Origin of the sequence: Streptomyces sp. NPDC053513 (assembly GCF_044544765.1) — a bacterium.
GTDB classification, from domain to species: Bacteria; Actinomycetota; Actinomycetes; order Streptomycetales; family Streptomycetaceae; genus Streptomyces; species Streptomyces litmocidini.
The window spans coordinates 156,264-169,118 of the sequence record NZ_JBITXP010000004.1 but is presented as its reverse complement, the minus strand read 5'-3'; the positions used below and the strand labels follow the sequence as shown (position 1 = coordinate 169,118).

The following is a 12,855-nucleotide window of genomic DNA, read 5'->3' as shown; positions in this document are numbered from 1 at the left end:
TCGACCATGGCGCTGACAGCGCCGCGCCTGGCCGGAACGCGTGCCAGATCTCGCCGGCCGCATTTGTGAGAGGACTTGGATGCCGACTAGCGACGTCCCTGATGTGAGCGTCGTCATCATCGTCTACAACGATGAGGAACGGCTCCCGCGAGCGGTCCGGTCCGTGCTCGACCAGACCCTGAACAACCTCGAAGTGATCATCGCCGACGACTGTTCGACCGATGGCACCGAGCGTGTCGCGCGTTCTCTGGAAGCCTCCGACCCGCGCGTGCGCTACGTGCGGCTCGAACAGAACAGCGGCGGCTGCAGCGCGCCCCGCAACCGCGGCATCGCGGTCGCCCGCGCCCCGCACATCATGTTCCTGGACAGCGACGACGAGCTGCCCCGCCACGCCTGCAAGAGCCTGCTCCTCGTCGCCGAGGAGACCGGGGTCGACTTCGTCACCGGTGAGGTGACCCGCCTCTTCGAGGAGTCGAACACCACCGGCCTCTGGTACCCGCACCTCTTCACCGAGAAGCGGGTCGTCAACGGCATCGCCGAGGCGCCGGAGTACTTCTTCGACCACCTGTCGACGAACAAGCTCTACCGGACCGCCTTCATCCGGGACAACGCCCTCACCTTCCCCGAGGGCATCCACTACGAGGACCAGCTGTTCTCCGCGCAGGCCTTCTCGCTCGCGGAGTCCTTCGCCGTCGTCCCGTGGTCGGTCTACACCTGGCGCCTCGCGCCGGAGAGCGTCTCCATCTCCTCCAGCCGGCACAAGATCCAGAACGTCGCGGACCGCATCGGCGTGGCCCGGCTCATCGACACCTGGTTCGAGGAGAACGGCCGCGGGGAGCTGCGCGCGGAGAAGGACTACAAGTTCCTCCGCCACGACTTCCGCCTGTACCTGGGCGACCTGCCGTTCCGTGACCTCGAATGGGTCGCCGAGTTCGCCGACGTGGTGAACCCGTACCTGGACGAGATCTCCGACGAGACCTACGCCCGGCTCTCCCGCGAGGAGCGCATCTGCATCCACCTGCTGCGCACCGGCCGCCTGGAGGAGCTCCACGTCGCCGCCCGCCAGCTGGGCCGGCCGCAGCTCGCCCCGCGCTTCGTGACGGACGAGGACGGCGTCACCTACTGGGGCGCCGTCGCCCCCGCCGACGAAGCGAGCCGCCGCGAGCTGGACATCAGCGAGTGGTACATGCGCGAGCAGGTGCTCGCCACCGGCCGCATCCGGCACGAGCTGACGTCCGTGTCGATGCGGGGCCCGGTCCTGCACCTGGAGATCCACACGTACGACCCGGCCGGCCTGATCACCGAGGGCACCAAGGCCTCGGTCAAGCTCGCCGCGCACAAGACGCCGCTCACGGTGCCGCTGGACCTCCGCCCGCAGGGCGAGGGGCAGTACGTCTCCAAGGCCGCGCTCGACTTCCGCAAGGTGCCCGTCGGCAAGGTCGGCGTGGCGACCCGCCGCCACCCGGTGGTCGCCCTGGAGCGCGACGGCGCCCGCCGCACGGACATCCTGCTGGCCAAGCACGACCAGCCGGACTTCCGCGCCACCGTCACGTACCACAGGTTCGGCATCCACCACCTCCGCATCAAGGCGGAGCAGAAGGGCGCCGGACGTCTCGAGGTGACCTGGCAGCGGTCCGGTGTCCTGAAGTCCCTCGAACCCCTCGGCCCCTACGCCCGCAAGGCCAAGGGCAAGGTCGGCAAGGTCAGAAAGATCCTCGTCGGCAACGAGGGCAAGGCCAGCGCCTACGACGCCGTGGCCAAGCTCCCGCGGCGCAAGCGCGGCCTCGCCGTGTTCGAGGCGATGGAGGGCCGCGGCTACGCGGACAGCCCGCGCTACATCTACGAGGAGCTCAAGCGCCGCAACCTCCCGATCGACGTGGTCTGGTCGTACTCCGGCGACCGCTCGTCCTTCCCGGAGGACGTCACCCTCGTCAAGCGCGGAAGCTTCGCCTACGGACGTGCGCTGGCCCGTGCCACCTACTGGGTCGACTCGCACAACCTGCCGTACCTGTACCCGAAGCCGAAGGGCACCCGGTACCTCCAGACCTGGCACGGCCAGACCTTCAAGGCGATGGGCTTCGACGTGCCCTCGCTGCGTAGCGCGTCGGAGATCGAGAAGGGGCGCTTCCGCGCCGCCGTCGGCCGCTGGGACGCCCTCGTCTGCCCCAGCGCCGAGTTCGAGCGGACCTTCGTCCCGGCCTTCGAGGTCTCGGCCGACCTGATCCGCTCCGGCTACCCGCGCAACGACGTGCTGGTGCGCTGGGCCGAGCCCGAGCAGCAGGCCAGGGCCGCCGCCGTCCGCGAGGCCCTGGACATCCCGGCCGACAAGAAGGTCCTGCTCTACGCCCCGACGTTCCGCGACGCGGCCCGCCGCACCGGCCAGTCGGTGCGGGTGGACCTGGAGGCGCTGGCCCCGCTCCTGTCCGACCAGTGGATCGTCGTCGTGCGGACCCACCCGTACGACCGCTTCAAGATCGCTCCGGAGCTGGGTCACTTCCTGCGCGACGGCTCCTCCTACGCCGACATCAACGACGTGATGCTGGCCTCGGACGCGGTCCTCACGGACTACTCGTCGCTGATGTTCGACTACGCCAACACCGGGCGTCCGATCCTGCTCTACACGGACGACTACGAGGTGTACAAGGGCGGCGACCGCGGCACGTACTACGACCTCGAAGAGATCGCGCCCGGCCCGATGCTGACGACCACCGAGGACCTCGCCGCCGCCGTGCGGGACCTGGAGGGCACCCGGCAGCGCCACGCCGAGCGGTACGCGCGCTTCCAGGAAATGTTCTGCTCGTACGAGACCGGCCACGCCAGCAAGATGGTGGTCGACGCTTTTTTCGAAGGCGGCACCCATGACTGAGGCCTCCCCTGTCCGCAACGTGTTCTTCGTCGGTATCGACGTCGACTCGATGGGTGGATCCCAGCGGGTGCTGCACACCCTCGCCCAGGGCATGGGGGAGCGCGGTCACCGCGTCGAGCTGATCGGCATCCGGCCGAGCCCCGAGCCGTTCCCGTACAACGCCACGCGCGCGTACCGGCACTCGACGCTCTACCCGGCCCCCTCCGAGCCCAAGCCGCCCGTGCGCACGGTCGGCGACCGGATGAGCCTGGCGCGGCGCGCCGAAGCCCGCCGCGCCCGGGCCGACCGCGACAACGCGCGGGCGGAGTTCGAGCGGAAGCTGGCCGAGGTCGAGGACGGCTACATCGTCTTCGGCTCGCCGTGGGCGGTCGACTGGGTCATGCCGCTGAAGTGGCGTCACCTCAAGGGCATCGGGCAGTACCACGAGTCCTTCGCGCAGGCGAAGCGGAGCGCCAACCTGGGCCTGATCCGCCGTCACTACCCGGCACTGGAGCAGACCCTGGTGCTCTCCGAGGGCGACGCGGTCGAGTTCGTCAACCAGCGCGTGCCGAACGTGCGCGTCATGCCGAACCCGCTGCCGTTCTTCCCGGACGAGCTGGCCCCGCTCGACACCCGCAAGATCGGCGCGGTCGGCCGGCTCGACCCGATCAAGCGGTACGACCGCATGATCGAGGCCTTCGCGCAGGCCCACAAGGGCCGTGAGGGCTGGGAGCTGCACCTCTTCGGCGAGGGCCCGCTGGAGGGCGAGCTCCGGATGCGGGCCGAGGACCTCGGGGTCGCCGACCAGGTCGTCTTCCGCGGCACGGCGCAGGACATGGCCGCCGCCTACCGCGAGCTGTCCGTCGTCGCGATCAGCAGTGAGCGCGAGGGCCGGCCGATGGCGCTGGCCGAGGCCGCCGCCTGCGGCGTGCCGTGCGTGAGCTTCGACGTCTCCGGCGGCGTCCGGGAACTCGTCGCGGACGGCGTCTCGGGCACCCTGGTGCCGCCGGCCGACGTGCCGGGTCTCGCCGCCGCGCTCGGCGAGCTGATGGACGACGACGAGATGCGCCGGCGGTACGGCAGGGCCGGCCGCGAGCACGTCGCGCACCTGGCGCTGCCGCACGTCCTCGACCAGTGGGAGGCGGCGTTCGAGGAGATCGAGCGCTAGAGCCCGTCTGACGGTCCCCGCCGGGTCCGGCCTGAACCGAAGGACGGGCCCTGGACCCGCGGGACGCCGGAAGCCCCGCCCGACCCTGTGTCCGGGCGGGGCTTCCGGCGTGTCCGGGGCCACTTCGGGAGCCTCCGGGAGGCCCGGAGGCTGTGGCTACACTGTCGGAATGACCTGGCTCATCACCGGCGGTGCCGGTTACATCGGTTCCCACGTCGTCAAGGCAATGACCGAGGGCGGCGAGCACGTCGTCATCGTCGACGACCTCAGCACCGGCAACCCGGCGCGGGTCCCCGAGGGCGTCGTCCTGGAGCAGGGCACGGTCCTGGACCGCGCCTTCCTCGACCGGGTGCTGCGCGAGCACGAGGTCAAGGGCATCGTCCACCTGGCCGGCAAGAAGCAGGTCGGCGAGTCGGTCGAGAAGCCGCTGTTCTACTACCACGAGAACGTGACGGGTCTGCAGACGATCCTCGACGCGGCGGTCTCGGCCGGTGTGAAGAGCTTCCTCTTCTCCTCCTCCGCCTCCGTCTACGGCATGCCCGACGTGGACCTCGTCACCGAGGACACCGAGTGCCTCCCGCTCAGCCCGTACGGCGAGACGAAGCTCGTCGGCGAGTGGATGGCCCGCGCCGTCGGCCAGGCTCACGGCCTGTCCACGGCCTGCCTGCGGTACTTCAACGTGGCGGGCGCGGCGGCCCCGGAGCTCGCCGACACCGGCGTCTTCAACCTGGTGCCGATGGTCTTCGAGCGCCTCGACGCCGGCGAGTCCCCGCGCATCTTCGGCGACGACTACCCGACGCCGGACGGCACCTGCATCCGCGACTACATCCACGTCGCCGACATCGCGAGCGCCCACCTCGCCGCGGCCCGCGAGCTCGCCGCGGCGGCCGAGCGCGGCGAGACGGCCACGCTGACCCTGAACATCGGGCGCGGCGAGGGCGTGTCGGTGCGCGAGATGGTGCACCTCATCAACGAGGTCACCGGTCACAGCGTCGAGCCCGTCGTCACCCCGCGCCGCCCGGGCGACCCGGCCCGCGTGGTCGCCTCGGCCGAGCGCATCGAGTCGGAGCTCGGCTGGAAGGCGCAGCACGACGTCCGCTCCATGATCAGCTCCGCCTGGGAGGGCTGGGGCGCCAACCGCGCGGTCCGCGCGGCCGTCTGACACCGGCGTTTCACGCAGGAGGGGTGCCCCGGCCCGGGGCACCCCTCCTGCGCGTGCCAGGGTTTCCCCCGGGGACGTGCCGGGCGGGCCGGGGCGGGCGGGGCCGGCCTCAGGGCCGGTGGATGCGGTGCACGCCGTAGTACGTGGCCGTGCACTGCGCCGCCCAGTCCCGCTCGTACGAGGACGCGAAGAGGGGTTCGGTGAGGCCGCCGATGAGGAGCGGCCTGTACGCGACCTCACGGGCGCCCGCCGCCACCTCGCCCCGGATGCGGGCGTTCTGGCGGTCCCAGGCGACGGAGCGCACCACCGTACTGGTGGTCAGCGCGTGCACCGGCTGTACCAGGGCGGCCGTGCTGCCGACGGCGACCGTGCCGACCGCCACGAGGACGGCGGCGCGTCCGGCGGGGCGCCGGGTCACCGACAGGTGCCGCCCCAGGAGCCGGCCGCCCCATGCCCCGTACGCGCAGAGGGCGATCAGCAGCGGAAGCAGGAAGCTCGTCCAGGTGCGGCCGTAGGTCCAGCCGGTGTCCCCGTAGCCGCTGCGCAGCCCGAAGACGACGCCCAGCGAGGCGAGGCCGATCAGTGGCGGCGGCAGGAGCACCGCCACGCGGAACAGCGCGCGCGGCGGGAGCGGCGGGGGCGTCGGGGCGTCCCGGTGGGCGCTGTCGCTCTCCTGTCGGGCGCCGCTCTTCTGCCGACTGCCGTTCTCCTGGCGGCTGCCGCTCTCCTGGCGGGCGGAGAGCGCCAGGCCGAGCAGCACGCCGACGGCGAGGGCGCCCAGATACGCCCACTGGCCGCCGATCGCCTGCCAGAGGCGCCACCAGTCGCGGAAGGTCTCTCCGACGCTCGCGGCCGACAGCGGCTCCGGCGGGTGCTGGGCCCGCCGCCAGCGCGCTCCGGGCGAGGTGTAGAGAAGGACGAGGCCGGTGAGGAGCCCGAGGCAGGCCGCCGCGCACCAGGTGGACACGTATCGGTCCCGGGTCCAGCCGAACCGGGGCAGACAGAGGACGCCCACGGTGGCCGAGAACACCCCGGCCACCAGGGCGAACGGTTCGCCCAGCATGCCGAGCGCCACCCCGACCAGGAGCGCCGCCCCCACCGCCGCGGCCCTGGCCCACCGCACGCCGCTGCGCGCGGCGCGGACCGCGCCGAGCACGGTCCAGACGCCGATCACGCTCGGCAGGGTGTGGGAGATCGTCGCCGGCGCCCAGAGCAGCACCTGGTACGAGCGGGTGCCGGCGAAGAACAGCAGCGCGGTGACGAGCGCCGTCGCGGCCACGAGCGGCACGGTGGGCGGTTCGGCGGACCGGCCCGATGCGCGCAGGGCGGTGCGGGCGAGGAGGAACAGTCCCGTGCCCAGCGTGAGGATCAGGAAGGCGGGCAGCAGCTTGGGGCCCCGCATGTCGTCGGAGTAGAGGAGGCCGGTGAGGAAGGCGTTGGTGACGCGCCCGTTCTGGGTGCGGTAGAAGTCCGAGGTGATCCCCAGGACGCCCATGTCACGGGCCTTCCACAGGGCGCACCAGTCGTCCGACGTGGGGCGTACGTAGACGCCGAGGAAGGCGCCGACCGAGAGCAGCGCCCCGGCTCCGACGGCGACGACGAGCGCGATCCAGGACAGCACCTGCCGCGGACCCTCCCGGCGTCCGTCGGCGTCCCCCGTCCCCTCGACGCCTCCGACGCCCTCCGTCTCCTCGGTGCCGCCGGCGCCTCCCGTCTCCCGGGTGCCGCCGGTGTCCTGTCCGGGGTCTCCGTCGTTGCCGTTCTGCTCGTCGTTCGGCATCCGCGCGTCACCGGGCTCCGAGATGGTGGTCCTGCTCAACGGTCATCGCTCCAGCCGGCCAAAGTCCGTGGCATGTCGCCCCTATGAGTGACGAACAGGTGAAAATGCCACGTATACCAATATCTTCCCCACATGCTTTGCTTCATGGACGACATGCCGACCAGGGGTCGTCACTCGGACGCCGCCGGGCGGTCACCACCCCGCCGTACCGTGGCCGCGCTGCTCGAAGGAGAGTCCGGTGGCGGTCCTTCCAGTCCTTCAGGACGTACTCTCGCCCATCCCTCTGGAGTGACCGTTCCATGACCAGGCTTTCCGTCGTCGTCCCCTGCTTCAACGAGGAGGACGTCATCGAGCGCTTCGACACGCGGATGCGACAGGTGCTCGACGCACTCCCGGTCGGATACGAGATCTGCTACGTCGACGACGGAAGCTCCGACGGAACGCTGGGCAGGCTGCGCGAGATCGCCGCCCGCCACCCGCAGCACACCCAGTACGCCTCCTTCAGCCGCAACTTCGGCAAGGAGGCCGCCATGCTCGCCGGCCTGCGCAAATCCACCGGTGACGCCGTCGTCATCATGGACGCCGACCTCCAGCACCCGCCCGAGCTGCTCGGGCGCATGCTCGACCTCTATCACCAGGGCCACGACCAGGTGATGGCGCGGCGCACCCGCGAGGGCGACAAGAAGGTCCGTACGGCGCTCAGCCGTGTGTACTACCGGGCCGTGAACCGTTGGGTGGACGTCGAACTCACGGACGGCGTCGGCGACTTCCGCCTGCTCTCCCGGCCCGCCGTCGACGCCCTCCTGTCGCTGCCCGAGTACAACCGCTTCTCCAAGGGCCTCTTCTCCTGGATCGGCTTCGACACCGTCACCTTCGACTACCGGAACGCCGCGCGCGAGGGCGGCGAGACGAAGTGGAAGTTCAGCTCCCTGCTCAACTACGGCATGGACGGGCTGATCTCCTTCAACAACCGTCCGCTGCGCATCGCCCTCTGGCTCGGCCTCATGCTCACCGGCCTCGCGGCCCTCTACGCCGTCTGGGTGGCCGTCGCCGCGATCACCCAGGGCGTCACCGCCCCCGGCTACGTCACCCTCGTCGCGATCATCGTGGGACTCGGGGGCGTGCAGATGGTGATGCTGGGACTGATCGGCGAGTACATCGGCCGCATCTACTACGAGACGAAGCGCCGCCCGCACTTCCTCGTGAAGGAGACCCACCGCTCCTTCGGCCGCGCCGCCGCCGAGCGCGCCGCCGCCGAACGGATCCGCGTCGTGACCACCGAGCGGGAGCGGTGACGGTGCCGACGCGCCCCGGCGGTGTGCGCGACGCGCGACGGGCCAGGCTCGCGGAGATCTTCCGCTTCGCGCTGGTCGGCGGCGTCAACACCGGTACCTTCTTCGGCTGTTACCTGCTCCTGCACCCCTGGATGCCGTACTTCGCCGCGTACTCCCTCGCCTTCCTCCTCAGCATGATCGGCTCCTTCTTCCTCAACACCTACTTCACCTACCGGACCCGGCCGACGTGGAAGAAGTTCGCCCTCTTCCCGCTCACCAACGTCACCAACTACCTCGTCCAGAGCGTCGGTCTCTACGCCCTCGTCACCTGGGCCGGAATGGACGACAGGATCGCGCCACTCGTCGCGGCCGTCGTCGCGATCCCGTTCACCTACCTGATCTCCCAGCGGATCCTGGTGCCCCGGGGCACCGGCCGACCCGCCTCCGACCCCGGTCCAGGGAGCGAAACGGACGAGCGGCAGACCTCCCGGCTCGCGTAGATTGCCTGGGCAGCCGCGGCCGGGAGCACGCGGCGCGTGGGAGAGCCGAGTGAGGACGACGCAGGTGGCGACGCAGGTGACGGGACAGACGGACGTGGCAGGGCAGGACGTGGCAAGGCAGTACGTGGCGGAGGCCCGCAGGATCGTCGTCAAGGTCGGCTCCTCCTCGCTCACCACCGCCTCCGGAGGCCTTGACGCCGACCGCGTCGACGCCCTCGTCGACGTCCTCGCCAAGGTCCGCAGCGGCGGCGAGAAGGAGATCGTCCTCGTCTCCTCCGGCGCCATCGCCGCGGGACTCGCCCCGCTCGGCCTCACCCGCCGCCCCAAGGACCTCGCCCGCCAGCAGGCCGCCGCCAGCGTCGGCCAGGGCCTCCTCGTCGCCCGCTACACCGCCTCCTTCGCCCGCTACGGCGTCCGCGTCGGCCAGGTCCTCCTCACCACCGACGACACCAGCCGGCGCGCCCACTACCGCAACGCGTACCGGACCCTGGACCAGCTCCTCGCCATGGGCGCGCTCCCCGTCGTCAACGAGAACGACACCGTCGCCACGGACGAGATCCGCTTCGGTGACAACGACCGGCTCGCCGCCCTCGTCGCCCACCTCGTCCGCGCCGACCTGCTCGTGCTGCTCTCCGACGTCGACGGACTGTACGACGGCGACCCCTCCAAGCCCGGCACCTCGCGGATCGCGCAGGTCACCGGCCCCTCGGACATCGCCCACGTCGAGATCGGCTCGGCCGGCAAGGCGGGCGTCGGCACCGGCGGCATGGTCACCAAGGTCGAGGCCGCCCGGATCGCCGCCGCCGCCGGCATCCCGGTGGTCCTCACCTCCGCGAGCCGCGCAGCGGACGCCCTCGCCGGACGGGACACCGGCACCTACTTCCACCGCACCGGCCGCCGCTCCGCCGACCGGCTGCTCTGGCTCGCCCACGCCTCCACCCCGCAGGGCTCCCTCAGCCTCGACGACGGAGCCGTGCGGGCCGTCGTCGAAGGCAAGAAGTCCCTGCTCGCGGCCGGTGTCGCGGCCGTCGAGGGCGACTTCGTGGCCGGCGACCCCGTCGAGCTCCGCGACGCCTCCGGCCGGGCCGTCGCCCGCGGCCTGGTCAACTTCGACGCCAAGGAGCTGCCCCGGATGCTCGGCCGCTCCACCCACGAGCTCGCCAAGGACCTCGGACCCGAGTACGAGCGCGAGGTCGTCCACCGCGACGACCTGGTCGTCATCCGCTGACGGGGCCGACGCCGAAACGGCTGAAAGTCTGGCCATCCGGAAGGGACGTTCACCAAAACCGCCCCACGTACCGCCTCGGACTGGTCAACTTTGTCTCGGGGGTAAGACAAGGCGGGGTACAGCACCACACGCATCACACAGGAGGCCGCCGGTGAGACGAGCGCGCCCAGGGGCACCGCCCCGCGGGACTGCCGAACGCGCCCTGACCAGTGTCGAGGCCGGAGCCGACTTCGACGAGGCACGGCACAGGTCCACGGACAGGAAGACCGAGACCACCACCGAGACACGTGAGGAACGGCCGGTGTCCAAGCTCTGGCACATCACCCTCAGTGTGTCGGGCGTGGAGTCACCGCTGAAGGAGGTACGACGCGGGCTCGAACAGCTGGCCCACGACCACCCCTTCCTGCTGACCAGCCGCTACGCCAACGACCACGCCGAGATCCGGTACTGGGAAGAGGCCCGCGACCTGCACGACGCGGCGGCCGTGGCCCTGCGCCTGTGGGGCGAGCACCGGCAGACCGCCAAGCTGCCGCCCTGGGAGATCGTGGGGCTCGAGGTCATCGACCGCGAGACCTACCACCAGCGGATCGCGGAGGGCTACGGCCCGCCACCCGCCGCCCCGGTCGGCGTCCACCCCTACTGACGGGTAGGGGCGCGTCCCCCGGCGGGACGTGCTCACACAGTGGCGCTACGTCTCGGAGTGCGGGATACGTGAGGGATGTCCGCAGCGGTGCCAGTACCCTGCGGACATGACCTCGCTCACGCCCCTCGACAACCTCTCCCCGGTCACCCGGGCCGCCTACCGGGCCCGTGGCGCCGCCGCCGAAATCGCGCCACTCCCGCGCGCGGCCAAGGACGACGCGCTCCTCGCGATCGCGGACGCCCTCGAAGTCCGTACGGCCGAGATCGTCGAAGCCAACGCCGTGGACATCGCCAAGGCCCGCGAAGCCGGGACCAGCGAGGCCATCATCGACCGTCTGACCCTCACCCCGGAGCGCGTCCGGGCCATCGCCGCCGACGTCCGTGACGTCGCCGCGCTGCCCGACCCCGTCGGCGAGGTCGTCCGCGGCTCGACCCTCCCCAACGGCATCGACCTCCGCCAGATCCGCGTCCCGCTCGGCGTCGTCGGCATCATCTACGAGGCCCGCCCCAACGTCACCGTCGACGCCGCCGCCCTCTGCCTCAAGTCCGGCAACGCCGTCCTGCTCCGCGGCTCCTCCTCCGCGTACGCCTCCAACACCGCCCTGGTGACCGTCCTGCGCGACGCCATCGGCGGCGCCGGGCTCCCCGCCGACGCGATCCAGCTCGTCCCCGGCGAGTCCCGCGAGTCGGTCCACGAGCTGATGCGCGCCCGCGGCCTCGTCGACGTCCTCATCCCGCGCGGCGGAGCCTCCCTCATCCGCACCGTCGTCGAGGAGTCCACCGTCCCGGTCATCGAGACCGGCACCGGCAACTGCCACGTCTACGTCGACGCCCAGACCGACCTCGACATGGCCGTCGACATCCTGATCAACTCCAAGGCCCAGCGGGTCAGCGTCTGCAACTCCGCCGAGACCCTCCTCGTCCACCAGGACGTCGCCGAGGTCTTCGTGCCCAAGGCCCTCGCCGCCCTCGCCGAGGCCGGCGTCACCGTCCACGCCGACGAGCGGTTCCTCTCCCTCGCCGAGGGCTCCAAGGCCACCGTCGTCCCGGCCACGCCCGAGGACTGGGAGACCGAGTACCTCTCGTACGACATCGCCGCCGCCGTCGTCGACTCCCTCGACAAGGCCGTCGAGCACATCCGGATGTGGTCCTCCGGCCACACCGAGGCCATCGTCACCACCTCGCAGGCCGCGGCCCGCCGCTTCACCCAGCTGGTCGACTCCACCACGGTCGCCGTGAACGCCTCCACCCGCTTCACGGACGGCGGCCAGTTCGGCTTCGGCGCCGAGATCGGCATCTCCACCCAGAAGCTGCACGCCCGGGGCCCCATGGGCCTTCCGGAGCTGACCTCGACCAAGTACATCGTCACCGGCGACGGTCACGTGCGGTAACACCTCCTTGTCGGTATGGGGAGGGGCGGGCGGGGAGGCTTCGCGCTCTCCCTGCCCAAAAGCCCCTTCCGGGTCTACTCTGAATCCGTGCCGGACGACGTGGGGGGCAGGCCGTTCCAGGACGGCGGAGACCCCGAGGACGCTGTCGACCGCGGAGGCGCCGACGAGGTCTGGGCCGACGTGGTCTTCGACGAGGACTTCGTCAGGGCCGCCACCGTCCACGAGCCCACCGCGGTCGAGCGGCTCCTCGCCGCCGCCCAGGCCCGTGCCGAGGCCGAGGCGGCCCGCGCCCGCGCCGGCGGCGGATCCGTCGAGGACGACCCCTACGGGGACGGCCACGACCCCCTCGGCCTCACCTACGAGCCCGACGACATCGGCGACGACGCCAGCCCCTACGGCCGCCACGGCGGGGCCCTGCGCCCCTACCGGGGGCGCGCCCGCTGGCTCCGGCCCGTCGCCTGGGTCCTCGCCCTCGTCATGGGCGTCGGCATGGTCGCCCTCGCCTTCAGCGCCGTCTACCGGGGCGCCGCCGCCAACCGCGAGGACCAGGTCCCGCCGCCGGCCACCACCGGCGTCGACACCCCGAACCCGAACCCGGCCCCACCGGCCGCCCAGGCCCCCGCCTTCATCCCCGCGACCCATTCGGCCGCACCCCGCTAGGCCTCTCTGCCGCGGCCCACTCGACCGCCCTGGCCGGACGCACCCTGCCGCGGCCCATCCGGCCGCCCTGACCGGCACCCGCTCGGCGCCCCTGGCCCCTGGTTGGGGAGTTCCACTGCGACCTGCTCGGCCCCAGTCAGGCCTCCCTGCTGCAGCCTGCTCGGCCCCCGGCTGGGCGTCCTGCCGCCGCTTGCTCGGCCTCCCG

The 12,855-nt window shown here is 71.7% G+C and carries 10 protein-coding genes; 9 read left to right on the top strand and 1 reads right to left on the bottom strand.

Going from position 1 to position 12,855, the window contains the following annotated elements; genetic code table 11:
- Positions 1-79 precede the first annotated feature (79 nt).
- The 3 genes from ACIGW4_RS08635 to galE all read left to right on the top strand — a co-directional run bounded on the left by ACIGW4_RS08635 (position 80) and on the right by galE (position 5,175).
- Positions 80-2,866: a CDP-glycerol glycerophosphotransferase family protein gene (locus ACIGW4_RS08635; RefSeq protein WP_185094536.1), complete on the top strand. Its 2,787-nt coding sequence runs from the start codon at positions 80-82 to the stop codon at positions 2,864-2,866.
- Positions 2,859-4,013: a glycosyltransferase gene (locus ACIGW4_RS08630; RefSeq protein WP_123452256.1), complete on the top strand. Its 1,155-nt coding sequence runs from the start codon at positions 2,859-2,861 to the stop codon at positions 4,011-4,013. Before ACIGW4_RS08635 ends, ACIGW4_RS08630 begins: the two co-directional genes overlap by 8 nt.
- Before the next feature lie 169 nt (positions 4,014-4,182).
- A complete protein-coding gene (gene galE / locus ACIGW4_RS08625; RefSeq protein ID WP_123452254.1) occupies positions 4,183-5,175 on the top strand; it encodes a UDP-glucose 4-epimerase GalE in 993 nt (330 codons plus the stop codon).
- Between the two features lie 109 nt (positions 5,176-5,284).
- On the opposite strand, the gene ACIGW4_RS08620 is transcribed toward galE, so the two are convergent.
- Positions 5,285-6,994, bottom strand: a complete 1,710-nt coding sequence (locus tag ACIGW4_RS08620; RefSeq protein ID WP_399579289.1) for a hypothetical protein — start codon at positions 6,992-6,994, stop codon at positions 5,285-5,287.
- Positions 6,995-7,254: 260 nt separating this feature from the next.
- On the opposite strand from ACIGW4_RS08620, the gene ACIGW4_RS08615 reads away from it, so the two are divergent.
- From ACIGW4_RS08615 to ACIGW4_RS08590, 6 genes are all read left to right on the top strand, one after another.
- Positions 7,255-8,250, top strand: a complete 996-nt coding sequence (locus ACIGW4_RS08615; protein ID WP_123452252.1) for a glycosyltransferase family 2 protein — start codon at positions 7,255-7,257, stop codon at positions 8,248-8,250.
- 2 nt (positions 8,251-8,252) lie between these two features.
- Positions 8,253-8,729, top strand: coding sequence for a GtrA family protein (locus ACIGW4_RS08610; protein ID WP_260174357.1), 477 nt, complete (start codon positions 8,253-8,255; stop codon positions 8,727-8,729).
- Between the two features lie 124 nt (positions 8,730-8,853).
- On the top strand, positions 8,854-9,957 hold the full coding sequence (gene proB, locus ACIGW4_RS08605) for a glutamate 5-kinase (RefSeq protein ID WP_123452250.1): 1,104 nt from the start codon (positions 8,854-8,856) through the stop codon (positions 9,955-9,957).
- 151 nt (positions 9,958-10,108) lie between these two features.
- A complete protein-coding gene (locus ACIGW4_RS08600; RefSeq protein ID WP_093876131.1) occupies positions 10,109-10,600 on the top strand; it encodes a hypothetical protein in 492 nt (163 codons plus the stop codon).
- Between the two features lie 106 nt (positions 10,601-10,706).
- Positions 10,707-11,990, top strand: a complete 1,284-nt coding sequence (locus ACIGW4_RS08595) for a glutamate-5-semialdehyde dehydrogenase (RefSeq protein ID WP_398708739.1) — start codon at positions 10,707-10,709, stop codon at positions 11,988-11,990.
- 87 nt (positions 11,991-12,077) lie between these two features.
- Positions 12,078-12,650 (top strand): hypothetical protein, encoded by a 573-nt coding sequence (locus ACIGW4_RS08590; protein ID WP_399579285.1) that lies wholly within the window; start codon positions 12,078-12,080, stop codon positions 12,648-12,650.
- The last annotated feature ends 205 nt before the right edge of the window (positions 12,651-12,855 follow it).

What these genes read in the sequence shown, in the direction of transcription:
- ACIGW4_RS08635 (WP_185094536.1), top strand. Translation starts at nt 80, where the DNA reads ATGCCGACTAGCGACGTCCCTGATGTGAGCGTCGTCATCATCGTCTAC.
- ACIGW4_RS08615 (WP_123452252.1), top strand. Translation starts at nt 7,255, where the DNA reads ATGACCAGGCTTTCCGTCGTCGTCCCCTGCTTCAACGAGGAGGACGTC.
- ACIGW4_RS08630 (WP_123452256.1), top strand. Translation starts at nt 2,859, where the DNA reads ATGACTGAGGCCTCCCCTGTCCGCAACGTGTTCTTCGTCGGTATCGAC.
- ACIGW4_RS08595 (WP_398708739.1), top strand. Translation starts at nt 10,707, where the DNA reads ATGACCTCGCTCACGCCCCTCGACAACCTCTCCCCGGTCACCCGGGCC.
- galE (WP_123452254.1), top strand. Translation starts at nt 4,183, where the DNA reads ATGACCTGGCTCATCACCGGCGGTGCCGGTTACATCGGTTCCCACGTC.